We start from the raw sequence: 16,749 nt of genomic DNA on the forward strand, positions 1-16,749 counted from the left end.
AAGTACGATGATAACAGCACACGCCGAGGATAAGTCTCTCGGAGCAATGCTGGACCCCCACCATCATGGTCAGCTCATCTACCCACCGGCGGAACTCGAACAACGCAAAAGCGGTACGGCCCATATCCGCTGCACCATCAGTGCCATGGGTTTTCCCACAGAATGTGAGACATCCGCCTCACAGCCGGATTTCGCGCTCGCTGCCGAACATCTGGCCTATAGTTCAAAATTCCTGCCAGCTTACGAACATGGCAGCCCCGTTCAGAGCACGTGGGAATATGCATATACTTTCCACGCGCACCCCGACCTGACGAGCCCGCTGCTCGATAAGCTCCATTCTGCACCGCCCCATTATCCCGAAGCGGCAGATGTCGCCGCACTTGGCGCGCACATCGCCGTCACCTGCCAGATTGATCCGATCGGTGTCGCCCATGACTGCACCGCCAGCGACGGCCCCGCTATCCTGAAACAGGCATCGCTCGCCTATTTCGGTCTCGCAAGATACTACCCGGCCCTGAAGGACGGTCAGCCCATTTCGGCGCAGTATCACGGCAGCATCAACTGGGACTCATCTCATCCCGCGGATCAGAAAGGATTTCGCTAGTTCAGCGGCAATGAGGCAACTTGCGCCGCACCCGAAACATAATGCATGATTTCCAAAAATCTGGGACGCGGCTTCCACGACCCGGTCCTTCTTTGGAGACCTTCATCATGTCATTCCGCCGCCTGTCCGTTGCCGCTTTTGCCGTTATGGCCCTCGGGGCCCAGATGGCTCATGCCAAGCCCTGTCGTGATGACAAGGGCAAGTTCACAAAATGTGAAGCCCCTCCGAAACCGAAGCCCTGCCGTGACGCAAAAGGCAAGTTCACCAAGTGCCCCGCACCTGCCACCAGCACGGCTCCTGCAACAGCTCCGAAGTAACATTTCACACCCCCGAAGGCCTCAGCCAACGGGGGTTTTCACGCCTGAAGGGCGGCCCGCTTCTGGATAGCCTGCGCCATGGCTTCCACCCCGTTGCCGCGATTTGTCGAAAGCGCTTTGACCAGCCCCATCTCGTGCAAAAATACCGGACTTGTCCCAAGGATTTCTGCGCTGGATCGGCCTGAGTAAACCCTCAGCAACAGCGCCACGAGCCCCTGAACGATCGCAGCATCGGATGCACCGGCAAAAAACAGCTTCCCGTCGCGCTCAACCGCTTCAAGCCAGACCTGGCTCTGACAGCCCGGAACACGATGGACATCATCCTGCCAGTCTTCCGGAAATGGCGGCAACTTGCGGCCCATCTCGATGATGTACTGATACCGCTCCATCCAGTCGTCAAACAGACTCAGCTCAGCCTCGATCTCCTCAATGGCTGCCGCAGCAGTGTCTTCCGGGGGAACAAAATAGGCATCACTCACGCGTCATAATCTCCGTTACAGGCTTCAGTCCGTGCTCCCGCTGCCGTGACGCATGGTTTCGGCAACGGCTCTGCGCAAGGCGTCCTGCGTAAAAGGCTTTGGCAGAAGCAGACCGTTTTCAGGCGTCGGCATATCATCTGTATGTCCGCTGATAAACAACACCTTCAATCCCAACACGGCTTTCTGTAACGCTGCCGCACAGGTCAGGCCATCATGATCAGGCATCCGCATATCGACGATCGCCAGATCAAACGGAGAGGATGGATCAACAGAATTCAACGCCTCTTCCAGCGAAGAAACAGCCGTCACCTTATGTCTGTCCTGTGTAAGGAAACCGGCTGTCACCATGCGTACCGGCGCTTCATCATCCAGAACCAGAACCTTCAGCGACCACCCGACACTCCCGCCGGGACGTTCAGGCTGACTAACTCCCTGCTGCCCGCTCCGCGCTACAGGCAGAATCAGCGTCATGCGCGTTCCCTCACCCACGACACTGTCGACAACGATCTCCCCATAACTGCGGCTGAGGAACCCATACACACTCGACAGGCCCAGCCCCGTCCCGCGCCCGACATCCTTGGTCGTAAAGAACGGATCAAAAATTCTCGCCGCAATGTCCGGCGTCATGCCCGCACCTTCATCCACGACGTCCAGCGCCACTGCTCGATTGAGACAACACTCCGCAGGCAGGTCCGTCCGCTTCTGATCCACAACCCGCGCGCTGATCCGCACCGTTCCACCGTCCGCCATGGCATCGCGTGCATTCACACACAGATTCAAAAGCGCCATTTCAAGCTGATCGGCATCCGACCACACCAGCGGCAGATCCTGCGGGAGGTCTTCAACGCACAGCGCACAAGGTGACGCCACCGCAGGCGCACCACGCTTCTTGAGGCTCTGACGCAGAAGATCCGTCAAACCGGGCAAAAGCTGCTCCAGCGATACCGCGGACAGCCGCGCCTCGCGCGGACGTCCAAACTGGAGCAACCGTCGTGTCAAAACCGCCCCGCGTTGCGCCGAATCAGCAGCATTGCGCAGCAGCGTTAAAGACGCCTCGTCAAGATCGGCAATATCTTCCAGCAGTTCGAGAGACCCGGAAATCGCGGCGAGCAGATTATTGAAATCATGAGCAATTCCTCCTGCCAGAGTCCCAAGAGACTGAAGCTTTTCCGCCTGTCGCAGCCGTGATTCCATGGCAACACGCGATGTCACATCCCGGTCCATACTGACCTGCCAGGCATCTTCCGAAGCCGCACCTTCCGGCCACGCCAGCGCCAGTCGCGTCAGTTCATGCCAGCGCATGGACGTTTTGCCATCCTCCTGCGCAAGAACTTCCCCAACCAGCCGTTCTTCCTGCCCGGACCTGCGGACGCTCTCTCGCATAGCCTCCACGTCAGGCCACAGATTTTCCGGAAAATGGGCCTGCTCGGTTTCGGCACCATTTTCGGATTCATCGCGCACATTGCTGCGGATGCACCGCCCGTCGCGATCAGAAAAAACCAGTCCAATCGGCAGCGCTTCCATCAGTCCCCGCAGCAGAGCCTGCTCGGTCCGCAACGCCCGCTGCGCCAGACAATGCTGCGTGACTTCCCCAACCAGTGAACGCAGCGCATCCGAATCCCAAGGCTTGTGCACATAAGCCTGTACCTGCCCCTGATTCAGCGCCGATACGACGGCCTCCAGATCGGCATATCCCGTCAGCAGAATACTGCGCGCGTCCGAAACGGCCCGCGCCTGCATCAGCAACTGGTCCCCAGTCAGGCCTGGCATCCGCTGGTCGGAAATGATGGTCGCAACATCCCGATGTTCCCGCAGCAGATCCAGTGCCCGCAGCGGGTCCGTCGTGGACAGGATTTCATACTGGTCTTCCAGCAGATCCGTCAGGGCAACGAGGATTTCCTCCTCATCGTCCACCAACAGAATCAGAGGACGCGACGGTCCCTTTGCGCTCCAGAAAGTCATGCTGCGCGGCCAGTCGCCACCGGCCCCTCCTCGGTCATGCGAACGGGCAGACTCAGCCGGAAACAGGCTCCGATACCATGCCCGCCCGGCAGATTGGCGTCCGTTACTTCGATCGTCCCGTCATGCGCTTCCATGACACTATAGGCAATGGCCAGTCCCAGCCCCGTCCCTGTTCCCACAGGTTTGGTCGTGAAAAACGGGTCAAAGATCCGTGTCCGCAATTCATACGGCAGACCCGGCCCGTCATCGCTCACACTCATTTCATAACGCCCGTTCTCCAGACGCGAGGCGATGACGATCGTACCGCGCACCACATCACTATCCACGGACAGATCCGCGAGCGCATCCGCCGCATTGGAAATGATGTTCATGACAACCTGATTAAGAAATGCCGGCTGACAGACCAGTTCAGGCGGTGCCTGAAGGTCCTTCCGAACCACAATCCCCGGCCCCAGTTTATGGGCCAGCAAAGCCAGCGCCGTGTCCAGCGCGGCCGGAACATCGACCTTCTGGAACGAGCTTTCATCCAGACGTGAAAACCGCCTCAGGCTCAGCACCAGATTTTGAATCCGCTGCAAGCCGAGCTTCATGGAGTCCAGACGCGACATGCCTTTTTTCGTCAGCGAGATTGCCTCGTCAGACGCATTGACGCCCTGTAACCGCTTCAACGTCCGCGCCACCGTATCGGCATGGGCAATCGTGAAGGCCAGCGGATTGTTAATCTCGTGCGCAATCCCGGCCACCAGTTCACCCAGCGAGGCCATTTTTGCCGTCTGCACGAGCTTGGACTGCGCCTGAAGAAGCCGCTCGTTCGTGCGCGCCAGCTCCATATTGGCCTGCGCCAGCGCTTCGGCCATTTCCGCCTTGGCTCGTGCGGCCTCCAGTGTCAGCGCGTTCTGCTGACGCTCGATTTCCTGCTGGCGGAACTCGTCCTGCGCCATTCTGCGCTGGGCCAGCGTCCGGATTCGCATCGCAAGAGCTTCAAGCGCGATATCGCTCGGCACCAGATCATCGATTCCGGCTTCAAAAAATTCTCCGGAAGACTGCCGCCTGAACCGTGATGCCTCCACGATCCCCAACGTCCGGAACGGAATGCCACCGGCCTCCAGAACAGCCTGCCGCCGCGCATCCAGAAGACGGCAGAATTTCAGATCCTCGTCCCCGCTCCCAAGTTCCAGCACCAGACAATCCGGACTGTCGGCTCCCCGCAGCCATCCGCCTTCGATCAGATCGTCCGAACGTTCAATTGATGTCACGGTATGCCCGTCACGCCAGAGCAACTCTCCCAGCGTCGTTTCGGGTGCTTCCTCAGCTGTATCGTCTTCGTCTTCCTCCTCGCGTGGAGAATTGACGATCACGATCCGGGCCCGACGCAACCGGGATGCTTCATCCACCTGAAGAAGCTCAGGCCCTTCCCGCAACAGCGCCCGCATCCGCAGAACCATCAGGTCAGGATGAGCCGATTTGGAAATATAAGCGTCAGCCCCGCTTTCGAGCCCCTCACGCTCGACGCCCGGCGACGCATCTTCCGTCAGCATCAGGATCGGAATGTTGCGAGTCAGCGCATCCAGCCGCAGCCGCCGCGCAAGCTGCCCTCCGCTCATCCCCGGCAGTTCGGTACAGGCCACCACCAGATCAGGCATCGTATCCTCGATCGTGCCCAAACCTTCCTCGCCGCTCGTCGCGCAGGTGAGCGCAAAGCCTTCATTGACCAGAATCCGGGCAATCTGCCGGGCATGGTCGCAGTCAGGCTCCACCAGAACGACCCGGGGCATATTCGGCGTTACCATCGGCATCTCGAATTCAGGAAAAGGCATGACGGCACGGGAAAGTTTGCATTGGCGATCTCTTGCAGCTAGTCCGAAGTGAACCATTCGTCCGATTTCAGGGACGAACACTAACTCCCGTTGCCGGACCACTGGAAGCCATATCTCATGGACATGCAGCCCCCGCCCCATATCACGGACCGTCTCCTCGGTAGCAGAAGCCGGAGCGAGTCATCGCTCACAACATCGTCGATGATCCGGATGGGCGTCTGGTCCGTCTGCTATTTTGCTTTCTATCTGGCCCAGCAGATTGCCGAACTCATGGCGCCTCTCCTGCTGATTCTGGGTCTGGGCTGGTACATTCTTCCGCACATCGTCAATGCGATCACAACCAGCGCAGCCAGTGCCGACCCACAGGCACGCGACGTCATGAATCACGTCGCCGGAACCCTTCCGACCCATCTTCAAATCGGCAGCCACCTCATCACGCCGGGCTCCCTTATTTTCGACGGCATCCTGCTCATGGCCGTAGCTGCCATCGGGGCCACACTCTCGGCACTCGCCGCCCGCAACATGTAAGCCCCCCCCCGGGGCGGCCCAAACCGGGGTTCAGGAAAAATGTCCGATCCCCGGAAGAAAACCGAAAACCCCCGCGCCCTTGCAGTACCACAACGCCGCAGCTCCGGAGCCCGCCAGCACAAGACTGGCACCCCAGGCCGCAACCCAAAGACCCGTAGACCCGATCATCGACGGACCAACCTGTTCAGTCCGTGCCTGAACGTCGCCAGCTGAACGGGAATGCAGGACAGCCGAACGGCGCTCAGCGTTTCGTCCCGCCATCACCCCGGTCGCCCGGAATGTTCCTTCCGAAACGGACGAAGGGGCGTCCACCACATCAGGCTTGCTGCTGCTTTCCTCTTCCGGAACTTCAAAAACAGCCGGCGTGGCTTCGGGAACAGATTCCTGCGCCGTCACCGCAGGGGCAGTCATTTCCCAACTGTCTCCACAATTGGCGCAGCGCAGACGCTTAACCCCTTTTGCCATCGCCTCCGGTACTTCAAAGACCGCATGACAATGGGGGCATTCAATGCGCATTCAATCAATCCCTTCGACAGCCGGCTCCGATCCAGCCTAGCCTGATCCGCGTACTTGTCTGTTATGACAAAATGATCGTTATTAAATGGTTAATAAATTACTCCAATTTTCAATGAAAGCGTCATGATCCGCCTCCTGAATGTCTCGATGATGCCTCCCGGCGTAGGGCAGCCGGTCTTGCGAAACCTGACGCTTTCCGTGCCGCAGGGAGAGTTCCGCTGGCTGCTCGGACCATCCGGCGCTGGCAAGTCGAGCCTTCTGCGCCTCCTGACGCTCGAAACACGCCCATCCGCCGGTCAGATGGACCTGCTCGGCGTTTCCGTCAGCCACGCCAGCCGCGCAACGCTGCGAAACCTGCGCCGAAGAATCGGGTTTGTTCCTCAGGACTATCGCCTGATCGGGGAATGGACGGTGTTCGACAATGTGGCTCTCCCGCTCAGACTGCGCGGCGCTTCCGAGCGCGACACCAGACGCGAGGCGTTCGCCGTACTGGAATGGCTGGATGTGGCACATCTCGCCGATAAGCGCCCCGGCGCCCTGTCCGGCGGTGAGCAGCAGCGCACGGCCATTGCCCGCGCCCTGATCGGTCGCCCCGAACTCCTGCTCGCCGATGAACCGACCAATGCGCTCGAAGACGCGCAGGCCAGACGCCTTCTGACGACATTTCAGGAATTGATCGAAATGGGCACGACCGTCATCGTCGCCACCCATAACGAGGCCTTGGTCCGCGAAGCTCCGGCAGCCTCCATCATCCTTCAGGACGGCACGATCGCAAATACCGACATTCAGAACGGAATTTCCACCCGACGGGCAGAACGCTCATGAGTGCCCCGGTCTCCCCCGGACTGCGTTCAGGCAGCCTGCCGCTTCTGGTCGCACTCATGACCCTGCTCGCAGGCCTCTCACTTGCTGGGCTGGCAGGCGTGCAGACCCTTGCCGAAAGCTGGTCCGGTGCCGCCCGAAACGCAACCACAATCGAGATCCCGTCCGACACGCCCCAGCTTGCAGACCACACCCACACCTTAGTCCAGACCCTGAACAAAACGCCCAATGTCACGGCAGTCCGCGAACTCTCCACCAAAGAAGTTCAAACCCTTCTCGCACCATGGCTGGGGCAGGTGTCTGACAGCGCAGGCCTTCCCGGCCTCTCACTGCCTGTCGTCCTGATTGTCGCCCATACCGGCACGCCCGATCTGGGCACGATCGTACATAACGTCCTGCCTGAAGCCGTCGTGGAAGAAGACCGCCGCTGGGGTGAACGCCTCAACGGCCTGGGAAGCAGCCTGATCGCCTGTGCATGGCTGGCCGTCAGCCTCATCGCGGCCATTGCGGTTCTTTCAGTCGGCATGACCGTCCGCCGTTCCGTCATGGCCCAGCGCAAGGCCGTCGAAATCGTCCATTTCCTTGGCGCAGGAGACCTGACCATCTCCAGCAGGATCGCCGGACGGGCAGCATTGCTCAGTCTCGCCGGAGGGTTCGTCGGCCTTCTGCTTCTGAGCCCGGTCATCACCATGCTGGCCCGGAAGCTTACGCCTTTTTCACATGGCACACCTCCAACCGACTCTCCCGCCAACACATGGGACGCCCTGATCGCCGCATGGTGGAGCACCCTGCACGTCCTGCCGCGCATACTTCTTGAAGAACTCGGCGCCCTGCCCCTGATCGCCGCCTGTCTGGGTTGGCTCACCGCACAGACCGTCGTGCTCGCCTGGCTCCGACGCCTGCCATGACACGTCTCTTCCGGGCATGTCTGGCGCTGGGAGGTCTCTGGCTGGCGGGATTCGTCTGGTTCGTTCAGGACGCCAGCAGCCCTCCCGTCACCGCCACTGTCTGTGATGGCATTGTCGCCCTGACCGGCGGAGAACAGCGCGTCGATACGGCCATTACGCTCCTGCGAGGCGGATACGGACATCTGTTGTTGATTTCGGGCGTTGGGCCCCATGTTACACTGCAACATATCCTGCATCTTCAACAGGAACCCCTGTCCTCACCTCTGGCCGCACGCATCACTCTGGGGCGCCGCGCCACCAGCACAATCGGCAATGCCCATGAAACGGCCCAATGGGCCATGGACAACCGCCTGCACCGCCTTCTCGTCGTCACCTCCGGCTATCATATTCGTCGGGCCGTTCTCGAAATCCACCGCACAGCTCCCGATCTGGACCTCATCGCCTATCCGGTGGTGCCGCTCGCCCTGCAAGGCGTCCCTTCGCGCAGAACGCTTTTTCTGATGTTTCGGGAATACAACAAACTACTCGGCGCCGAAATTGGCGTCCTGACAGGCCTGCCAGATGGTCGTGAAGGACTGGATGGCGCCTGACAGCCCTTGTGCCGGACAGGTTTTTCTGGTGTGCAGAACACCATGATGAGCATTCTGCGCGGCGCCCTGTTCAATCTCTATCTCTTCTGGATCACCCTGTTCATGGGCCTCGGGACCATTCCGATCCGCCTGATGAAAAATCAGGATCTGGCCCTCTCTTATGCAAAACTCTGGGCGCGCGCCGTTCTGTTCGGCTTCACCCGGATCTCTTCGGTCCGGATCGAGATCACAGGTCAAGAGAACCTGCCACCCGGCCCGCTGCTGATCGCCTCGCAGCATCAGTCCTTCTTCGATGGCTTCATCTGGATGACCCTCGTTGACCGCCCCGACTACATCATCAAAACGGAACTGACACGCATACCCGTCGTCGGCCCGATGCTGCGTCTGACGGGCATGATTTCCGTCGACCGGAAAGCCGGATCAAAAGCCCTGCGCACCATGATGCAGGATGCAAAATCCGCTCACGACGCGGGCCGCCAGATCATCATCTTCCCCGAAGGCACCCGCACACTGCCCGGCGAACGTCATCCGATCCAGCCCGGTATCGTCGCTCTAGCACGACAGGCCAACGTTCCCGTCGTGCCCGTCGCAACCGATTCAGGGCTCTTCTGGGACCGAAACCCCTGGCTCAAACGTCCGGGCACCCTTCACGTTGTGATCGGTCAGTCCCTCCCGCCGCAACAGGAACGCAAGGCCTTTACCGAGGCTCTGGAAAGCACGTGGGACGAACTGTGCACAACCCACACCCTACCCAGAGATCCTGTGGATAACTCTGTGGACCCGGAAAACGCATGATCGGGCTGCAAAAAACTGAAATCTTTCAACGCTCTCTCAAGAACTTCGCGCTTCCAACATCCAACCATTAACAAAATCTCCATATCCTTTGGTTTTCTGCGGTTTTCACTACTGCACAACCGCCATGGCTTTTCTGACAAACCGGCCTGCAGACACACTTTCCGGCACTCCCGAAGCACTCTCTACGGCTGGGGATAAAACAAACAGGGGTTGACCAATCCCGCAGCCACTCCTGAAAAGAGATGCTCAATGGATCGTCCGCTCTTTACTGTCGGTTACAGCAAATATGCTGTGGTCTTGATTGCCATTCTCGCAATATCGATCCTCCTCGATACACTCTGCTGGCATCACACGATCCACCGGCTGGAGACCAGCGCCCACACCGCCAGCGCCACGGCAGACAAAAACGGCTGGGCCGTTCATGCGACTCCGTTACGGAGAGGCGGCTGGCCGTTCGGCGCATGGGTGGAACTGGAGCATCTGGACGTCACACATCCGGCATCGCCCGGTTCGCCCTACGACGCAGGCTGGGCCGCAGAGCATCTTCGTCTTGGAGGATCATGGGCCTCCCTGCTTCTCGCAGGATTTCCGCTTTCTCTGACGGGGCATCAGGCGATACGGCTTGTCCTGAATGACAAAATCCTGACTGTTCTGACGTCGGGTGTTCAGATCCGTTTCAGAAACCCAGAAGACCTGCGATTTTCAGCACCACAATTTCAGATGGCGCTCTCGGGCGGATGGCCTGACAGGCAGATCTTCGCAAAAAACCTCTCCGGACGCCTTATTCGCTTTCCCGAAGCCCTCGTCGGCGCAACACGGCTCGGCATAGAGGCAAAGACGGCGGAACTGTCCGGGTTTCCACTGCTCTATGGAGCCTCCGCCAACCTGCATCAGGCGCATCTTGCACTCGCCCTGACAGCATCCGTGTCTTCCACAGGCCGTTCATTTCTTGACCCGGCGTCATACGGCCGCCTCCTGCTTCAGGACGCCTCAGCCTCCCCGGCCTCGACAGACAGCCACATCACCCTGTCCGGCGCCCTCACCCTCCCAAGCCAAACCGGCACACTCACCCTCTCCCTAATCCACTGGCAGGAGCTTGCAGCACGCCTTCTGGATCGGCCCGAAATAGAGTCGCACCTCGCCCCAGACCTTCAGGCCGCCCTCCGCAAAGCGCTGGAAAAGGCTGCCGTTCCACAGCCCAAAAGCGAACAACCACTTTCGGTGGCGCTCCCCGTCGTCAACGGCCAGATCCTCCCGGATACACAGGCGATTTCCACGCTTTTCAACGGGACACTCCCTCCTCCCTGAGGCCGAAACTCCCGCTTGATTTCCATCAAAAAACCCACCGGAACACAGAACTTTCTCTGGCCAAACACGTTCTGTGGGTTCAAAAGACGGCGACACACGAAACGATCACAACTTCGTTATCCTCGTTCTGCGTGCGTCAGATCCCGCAGGGAGCGGCCTTGCTTCTGACGGAATCTGCCTCTCGCCATCTATCCAGAAGGCAACTGAAATGTTTGGCCTCTCGGCTTTATTCCTGGCGCGGTTCCAGTTCGCGTTTACGGTCGGGTTTCACATCGTGTTCCCGGCGTTCTCAATCGGTCTTGCAGCGTATCTGGCTGTTCTGGAAGGCCTCTGGCTTAAGACAGGCCGCAGCGCCTATCTGGACCTCTTCAAATACTGGCTGAAGGTCTTTTCCGTCGTCTTCGGCATGGGCGTGGTCTCCGGCCTCGTCATGTCCTACGAATTCGGAACGAACTGGTCGGCTTTCTCCCAGAAGGCCGGTCCGATCCTTGGCCCGATGCTGGCCTACGAGGTCATGACGGCGTTCTTTCTTGAAGCCGGGTTCCTCGGCGTCATGATGTTCGGCCTCAACCGCGTCGGCAAAGGCCTGCATTTCGCAGCCACCTGCATGGTCTCGATCGGCACGCTGATTTCCATGAGCTGGATCCTGTCCTCCAATTCCTGGATGCAGACTCCTCGCGGCTATCGCATCGACGAAGCCACTGGCCGCTTCCTGCCCGTCGACTGGTGGCAGATCGTCTTCAACCCGTCTTTCCCATACCGCATCGTCCATATGGGCCTCGCAGCCTTCCTGTGCGTGGCGTTTATCGTGGCAGGCGTGGCCGGATGGCATCTGCTCAAGGCGCGCCGTGAGGGCCGTCAGGCGTCCGAACAGGTCCGCCTGATGTTCTCCATGGCGATGTGGATGGCCGCCATCGTCTCCCCGATTCAGGTTCTAGCCGGTGATACGCAGGGCCTGAACACGCTGGAATATCAACCCGCCAAAATTGCCGCGCTTGAAGGTGATTGGGAGTCCGAAAGCCGCGCACCGGAAATCCTGTTCGGCATTCCCGACATGGAAAGCGAGACCACCCGCTACAAGATCGCCATCCCATATCTGGGCTCGCTGATCCTGACGCACAGCCTCGACGGCAAGGTCCCGGGCCTGAAGGACTTCCCAAAAGAAGACCGCGCCTATTCTCCGCTGCTGTTCTTCTCCTTCCGCATCATGGTCGCCCTCGGCATGTTGATGGTGCTGGTCGGTCTGTGGTCGCTTTATCTGCGCTGGAAAGGCAAACTGTACGACACGCCGCTTCTGCATCGGGTCGCATTGTTCATGTCTCCGGCGGGCTTCCTCGCGCTGCTGTGTGGCTGGGTCACGACTGAGGTGGGCCGTCAGCCCTTCACTGTCTATGGCCTTATGCGGACCGCCGACAGCGTCTCTCCGATCGCCCTGCCGAGCATCGCAACGTCGATGATTGCCTTCATCGTCGTCTATTTCATCGTGTTCATGGGCGGCATCACCATCCTGCTGCGGACCTTCGCCGAAGAACCCCATTCGGGTGAACACGGCCCCGCTGAAGACCAGCCCCAGCGCGCCGCAGGTACAACACAGGTCTCCCATCAGCCCCCGTCTGGCCCGACGGCCGGCGCTGGCATGGCGGAGTAAGAACCATGACAGAAACAGCCGGCTTCTGGCTTCCGGTGGTCTGGGCGCTGCTCGCAGCAACCGCCATCTTCCTCTATGTCTGCCTTGATGGTTTCGATCTCGGGATCGGCATCCTTTTCCTCAAGGAAAAGGACCACGATCACCGGAACCTTATGGTCAACACCGTGGCCCCCGTCTGGGACGGCAACGAAACCTGGATGATCTTTGGCGGAGCGGCGCTCTACGGCGTCTTCCCCGTCGCCTACGGCACAATCCTCCCGGCCCTTTACCTGCCGATCCTGTTCATGCTGCTGGCCCTGATCCTGCGCGGCGTGTCTTTCGAGTTCCGCTTCAAGTCGGAATCGCCCATGAGCCAGTTCTTCTGGGACAGCTCCTTCTGCGGCGGCTCCATCGTTGCGGCCTTCATGCAGGGCGTCATTCTCGGAACGCTCGTTCAGGGGATCAAAATCGAGAACAATGTGTTCGTCGGGTCCAGCTTTGACTGGTTCACCCCGTTCGCCCTGTTCTGTGGCCTTGCGGTCGTCATCGGCTATGCGCTGCTCGGCGCGACTTGGCTTCTGTGGCGCTGCGAAGGTGAACTGCACGATGCGATGCGCCGGATTTCCTTCGTCCTCGGCGGCCTTATGCTGGTGACGATCGCGCTCGTCTCGATCTGGACGCCCATGCTCCACACCACCTACATGCAGCACTGGCTGGACATGCCGCAGCTCGCTCTGGTGGCGCCGGTTCCGGTTGCAGTGGTCGTTCTTGCAGGAGCGCTCTTCTTCGGACTGCGCAACCCGCGCTCGCATCTGCTGCCGTTCATCGCGACACTGGGCCTGTTCTTCCTGTGCTTCAGCGGTCTGGGCATCAATGTGTGGCCCTATATCGTGCCGCCGACCATCACCATCTGGCAGGCCTCCTCTCCGCCGGAGAGCCAAACCTTCCTGCTGGTCGGAACGATGTTCCTCCTGCCGCTGATCCTCTCCTACACCGCCTATTCGTACTATGTGTTCCGCGGAAAAATGTCCGCCGGACACCACTACCACTAACGGCAGAGGACCAGCCCCATGCGTATCGAATACGGTCAGCCCGACGAGAAACCGGGCTTCCTGAACTGGATGAAACGCGTGAGCTGGTTCGTGGCGATCTGGGCGGGCGGCGTTGTTGTCGTCGGCCTTGGTGCCGAATTGCTCAAGAAAATCATCTTCGGCTGGTAACGGCCTTAGCAAGCCACAAAAAAAGCCCCATCTCTTTCGAGCGGGGCTTTTTTTGTGCTGTCAGAACGTATCCTTTTCCCGGCGCAGCCGCGCAAAAGTCGCAACATCCGGCGCAAGCAGAAACGGATTGGTCCGCCGCTCCACGCCCAGCGCGACCGGAAGCGTCGGCCGCCCGGCTTCCAGCAGACGTTCAACTTCCCCGGCCCGCGCCTTCAGGGCGGCGTTCTCCGGATCGACATGCAGTGCGAAAGCAAGGTTGGAGCGCGTATATTCATGTCCCGCACAGACAAGCGTGCTGTCCGGCAGACTGTCATACCGGTGCAGGCTGTCGAACAGTTCCTGCGCCGTGCCTTCCAGCAATCGCCCGCAGCCCAGACTGAACAGCACATCGCCACAGAACAGCACCGGAACCTCGGCCACGACATACGACACATGCCCAACTGCATGACCCGGCGTGGACAGGACCTGAATCTTCGTATTTCCCAGAGAAACAACGTCCCCTTCTTCAACCGCATGATCCAGCCGAGGCAGCCGTTCCTGATTCTGGCGCGGCTCGTAAACCTGCGCGCCATAGCGTTCCCGGAGCGCCTCCGTCCCGGCTGTATGGTCGGCGTGATGGTGGGTCAGCAGGATCATGTCCAGCCGCCCATCCCCAATCTCATCAAGAATCGGCCCGGCCTCACCGGGGTCCACGATGGCCCGTTCCCCCTTTGGCGTTGTCAGCAGCCAGGCATAATTGTCCGACAGAACCGGAATCGGCTTGATATCAAGTGGCATGACTGTTCCCCTTGGACTGTCCTGCTGATGAGGTAGCTGCATGCTGACGTCCCTGGCCCGCATCCGTTCCGATGATGCCGCCACTTTCTATGAAAGCCGACAGGGACAGCGCACGGCCTTGCTCCTCAACGAGCGCCTGCGACGTATCATGCCTCCCATGCGAGGCCGACGCATTCTCGGCATAGGCTACACAGCCCCCTATCTTCCCGAAAGTGCCGAATTCGCAGTCTCCGCGCGCCTGCTTCACGCTCAGACGCAGAAAACACTTCACCCTTCCTCAAAAGACTGCATCGTCGACAGCGCCCGCCTGCCTTTCGACGACCTTTCAATGGACGCGGTGCTCGTAGTGCATGGTCTCGAATTCACGCGTGTCGCTCCGGATTTCCTGCGGGCCATCTGGCGCACCCTCACTGATGACGGCGTCCTAATCCTGATCGTTCCCAACCGTTCCGGCTACTGGGCGCATACCGACGCCACCCCCTTCGGCCACGGCAGTCCCTACAGCAGCCGCCAGCTAACCCGCCTGCTCGACCAGACCCTGTTCCGGATCGATCACCATTCGGGTGCTCTGATGGCGCCACCCGCCGCTCTTTCCGCCACACAGGGACGGCTCATGGAGCAGATCGGGCACAGACTGCGCCTGCCATGCGGCGGCGTCCACCTCGTCACGGCCAGAAAAAATGCCTATGCCGGAATCCCCATGATCGACGACAAACTGGCCGCCACACTCCCCCAACAGGTCGCCAGACCCGCCTGAACCAGAAAACCTGCCCGAAAAACGCCTTCTTTGTGGCGAATTCTTGACCCTCCCGCCGTGTGCCGTAAGAGTGCGTTCCATGTCGCTGATCCAGTCCTTCAAGCTCGTCCTGTCGCCGCCGCACCGCGCCGCGACTCCCTTCCTCCTCGCCGGTTCGCTTGTCGGACTGATCGGACGGGCCACGCCCTGGCGCGCCACGCGCCTGCTGGGCAATGCGGGCATCGCCTTCACGGCGTTCTGCCTGTACTTCTTCCGCGATCCCAAACGCACCCCACCGCCGCGCGCCGATCTGGTGCTGGCGTCCGCCGATGGCCGCGTCACATCCGTCGCCCTCGTCACGCCACCACCCGCGCTGGAAATGGGACACACGCCGGTCTGGCGCGTCTCGACGTTCCTCTCCGTGCTGAACGTCCATATCAACCGGATGCCCGCCGCCGGTGAAGTAACGAAGATCGCCTATCACGCAGGCAAGTTCCTCAATGCCAGCCTCGACAAGGCGTCGGAACACAACGAGCGCAATGAACTGCGCCTGACGCTGCCGGATGGCCGTAATATCGGCGTCGTGCAGATTGCTGGCCTGATCGCGCGCCGCATCCTGTGCTTCGTCGAGGAAGGCGATCGCATGGAAGCAGGCGAGCGCTTCGGCCTGATCCGCTTCGGCTCGCGCACCGACGTTTATCTGCCGCCCGGCGTCGAACCTCTGGTTGTGGAGGGGCAGACCATGGTTGGTGGCGAAACTGTCCTGGCGACGCTCTGAGCCAGACGCCATACATGACCAAGCCTCCGACGGTTGAACCCACCCGCGAACCCGCCCAGTCTATTGGTGCCTCTGTGAGCGCCTCTGGCCGAAAGCGCCGCATACGACGCAGACTCCGCCGTATGGGCCGCAACCCGCGCACCCGTGTGCGCGGGCCGTCGTTCAACCGCCTCATCCCCAACATCATGACGATGCTCGGCCTCTGCGCCGGACTCAGCGGCATGCGGTTTGCGCTCGAACACCAGTTTGAACCCGCGGCCGTGGCACTCCTGATCGCCGCCTGCATCGACGGACTCGACGGACGCATCGCGCGCCTCCTCAAGGGCGCCACACGCTTCGGCGCAGAATTCGACAGCCTGTCGGACTTCGTGTGCTTCGGCGTCGCACCGTCCTTCGTGCTGCTGATGTGGTCGCTCGAACATGCCGGGCGCTATTCTTTCGTCCCGTGCATCCTGTTCACCGTCTGCATGGCTCTGCGTCTGGCCCGCTTCAACGCCAGCCTCGATGACGACGACAAGCCGGACTATTCCTACAGCTTCTTCACAGGCGTCCCGGCCCCTGCGGGCGCTGGACTGGTCCTGTTCCCGGTCTTCCTCGGCCTTGAAGCCGACCGCCTGCATGCTGAAGGTCTGGCCGCATTCGCCCGCCTGCCCCTCGTCTCGGCCGTCTGTCTGATCGTCACAGGGCTGTTGCTGGTCTCGACGCTTCCGGTCTGGTCCTTCAAGAACTTCAAGGTTCCGGCCCGCTACGTCCTGCCCCTGATGCTCGGAACCGGCCTGTATGCGGCCCTTCTGGTCGCAGACCCCTGGGGCGCCCTCGCCGGTGCGGGACTGCTCTATATCGCGATCCTACCCTTCTCCCGCCGCTCTTACCACCGCCTGAAACTGGCGGCAGAGGAAATGTCGGAAACGGTGGAAGAAGAACCCGCCTGAGAGCAGGAAATCCCAACAAAAAAGGCCGCCCGG

General features: G+C 60.4%; 19 protein-coding genes. 14 read left to right on the plus strand and 5 right to left on the minus strand.

The window, feature by feature from the left end; all coding sequences use genetic code 11:
• The first annotated feature begins 46 nt into the window (after window positions 1-46).
• On the plus strand, window positions 47-604 hold the full coding sequence (locus GKO01_RS09265) for an energy transducer TonB (RefSeq protein WP_244901399.1): 558 nt from the start codon (window positions 47-49) through the stop codon (window positions 602-604).
• Window positions 605-711: 107 nt separating this feature from the next.
• Window positions 712-921 (plus strand): hypothetical protein, encoded by a 210-nt coding sequence (locus tag GKO01_RS09270; RefSeq protein WP_099286966.1) that lies wholly within the window; start codon window positions 712-714, stop codon window positions 919-921.
• A 38-nt stretch (window positions 922-959) separates the two neighbouring features.
• Here the strand turns inward: GKO01_RS09270 and GKO01_RS09275 are convergent, their stop codons facing one another.
• The 3 genes from GKO01_RS09275 to GKO01_RS09285 are packed head-to-tail and all read right to left on the minus strand — an operon-like array spanning window position 960 to window position 5,137.
• The gene (locus tag GKO01_RS09275; protein WP_099286838.1) at window positions 960-1,400 is read right to left on the minus strand and encodes a SufE family protein; all 441 of its coding nucleotides are present in this window, start codon (window positions 1,398-1,400) and stop codon (window positions 960-962) included.
• Between the two features lie 24 nt (window positions 1,401-1,424).
• Window positions 1,425-3,362, minus strand: coding sequence for a response regulator (locus tag GKO01_RS09280; protein WP_099286839.1), 1,938 nt, complete (start codon window positions 3,360-3,362; stop codon window positions 1,425-1,427).
• On the minus strand, window positions 3,359-5,137 hold the full coding sequence (locus GKO01_RS09285) for an ATP-binding protein (protein ID WP_244901400.1): 1,779 nt from the start codon (window positions 5,135-5,137) through the stop codon (window positions 3,359-3,361). The genes GKO01_RS09280 and GKO01_RS09285 overlap by 4 nt, the downstream gene beginning before the upstream one ends.
• A 159-nt stretch (window positions 5,138-5,296) precedes the next feature.
• Between GKO01_RS09285 and GKO01_RS09290 the strand changes: the two genes are divergently transcribed.
• Entirely contained in the window at window positions 5,297-5,707 is a 411-nt protein-coding gene (locus tag GKO01_RS09290; protein WP_099286841.1) for a hypothetical protein, read from the plus strand.
• 30 nt (window positions 5,708-5,737) lie between these two features.
• Here the strand turns inward: GKO01_RS09290 and GKO01_RS09295 are convergent, their stop codons facing one another.
• Entirely contained in the window at window positions 5,738-6,223 is a 486-nt protein-coding gene (locus GKO01_RS09295; RefSeq protein WP_099286842.1) for a zinc-ribbon domain-containing protein, read from the minus strand.
• A gap of 123 nt (window positions 6,224-6,346) precedes the next feature.
• Here GKO01_RS09295 and GKO01_RS09300 point away from each other — a divergent pair, with 123 nt between their 5' ends.
• The 8 genes from GKO01_RS09300 to GKO01_RS09335 all read left to right on the plus strand — a co-directional run bounded on the left by GKO01_RS09300 (window position 6,347) and on the right by GKO01_RS09335 (window position 13,493).
• On the plus strand, window positions 6,347-7,048 hold the full coding sequence (locus GKO01_RS09300) for a cell division ATP-binding protein FtsE (protein ID WP_099286843.1): 702 nt from the start codon (window positions 6,347-6,349) through the stop codon (window positions 7,046-7,048).
• Window positions 7,045-7,953, plus strand: coding sequence for a cell division protein FtsX (locus tag GKO01_RS09305; RefSeq protein ID WP_099286844.1), 909 nt, complete (start codon window positions 7,045-7,047; stop codon window positions 7,951-7,953). The genes GKO01_RS09300 and GKO01_RS09305 overlap by 4 nt, the downstream gene beginning before the upstream one ends.
• On the plus strand, window positions 7,950-8,543 hold the full coding sequence (locus tag GKO01_RS09310) for a YdcF family protein (protein WP_099286845.1): 594 nt from the start codon (window positions 7,950-7,952) through the stop codon (window positions 8,541-8,543). The genes GKO01_RS09305 and GKO01_RS09310 overlap by 4 nt, the downstream gene beginning before the upstream one ends.
• Window positions 8,544-8,588: 45 nt before the next feature.
• Window positions 8,589-9,338: a lysophospholipid acyltransferase family protein gene (locus tag GKO01_RS09315; RefSeq protein ID WP_099286967.1), complete on the plus strand. Its 750-nt coding sequence runs from the start codon at window positions 8,589-8,591 to the stop codon at window positions 9,336-9,338.
• A gap of 249 nt (window positions 9,339-9,587) precedes the next feature.
• Window positions 9,588-10,646, plus strand: a complete 1,059-nt coding sequence (locus tag GKO01_RS09320) for a DUF2125 domain-containing protein (protein ID WP_099286846.1) — start codon at window positions 9,588-9,590, stop codon at window positions 10,644-10,646.
• Window positions 10,647-10,854: 208 nt separating this feature from the next.
• A complete protein-coding gene (locus GKO01_RS09325; RefSeq protein ID WP_099286968.1) occupies window positions 10,855-12,294 on the plus strand; it encodes a cytochrome ubiquinol oxidase subunit I in 1,440 nt (479 codons plus the stop codon).
• 5 nt (window positions 12,295-12,299) lie between these two features.
• Window positions 12,300-13,325 (plus strand): cytochrome d ubiquinol oxidase subunit II, encoded by a 1,026-nt coding sequence (gene cydB, locus GKO01_RS09330; RefSeq protein WP_099286847.1) that lies wholly within the window; start codon window positions 12,300-12,302, stop codon window positions 13,323-13,325.
• 18 nt (window positions 13,326-13,343) lie between these two features.
• Complete coding sequence (locus GKO01_RS09335; RefSeq protein ID WP_099286848.1) at window positions 13,344-13,493, plus strand: DUF2474 domain-containing protein; 150 nt, start codon at window positions 13,344-13,346, stop codon at window positions 13,491-13,493.
• Window positions 13,494-13,553: 60 nt separating this feature from the next.
• Here GKO01_RS09335 and gloB read toward each other — a convergent pair whose 3' ends face one another.
• Window positions 13,554-14,270, minus strand: coding sequence for a hydroxyacylglutathione hydrolase (gene gloB / locus GKO01_RS09340; RefSeq protein WP_099286849.1), 717 nt, complete (start codon window positions 14,268-14,270; stop codon window positions 13,554-13,556).
• Between the two features lie 40 nt (window positions 14,271-14,310).
• On the opposite strand from gloB, the gene GKO01_RS09345 reads away from it, so the two are divergent.
• From GKO01_RS09345 to GKO01_RS09355, 3 genes are all read left to right on the plus strand, one after another.
• A complete protein-coding gene (locus GKO01_RS09345) occupies window positions 14,311-15,027 on the plus strand; it encodes a methyltransferase domain-containing protein (protein WP_099286850.1) in 717 nt (238 codons plus the stop codon).
• A 79-nt stretch (window positions 15,028-15,106) separates the two neighbouring features.
• Complete coding sequence (locus GKO01_RS09350) at window positions 15,107-15,784, plus strand: phosphatidylserine decarboxylase (RefSeq protein WP_099286851.1); 678 nt, start codon at window positions 15,107-15,109, stop codon at window positions 15,782-15,784.
• Window positions 15,785-15,798: 14 nt separating this feature from the next.
• Window positions 15,799-16,716 carry a CDP-alcohol phosphatidyltransferase family protein gene (locus GKO01_RS09355; RefSeq protein WP_099286852.1) on the plus strand — a complete coding sequence of 306 codons (918 nt, stop codon included), beginning with the start codon at window positions 15,799-15,801 and terminating at the stop codon, window positions 16,714-16,716.
• The last annotated feature ends 33 nt before the right edge of the window (window positions 16,717-16,749 follow it).

The organism is Gluconobacter kondonii, assembly GCF_002723995.1.
In the GTDB taxonomy this organism is placed as follows: domain Bacteria; phylum Pseudomonadota; class Alphaproteobacteria; order Acetobacterales; family Acetobacteraceae; genus Gluconobacter; species Gluconobacter kondonii.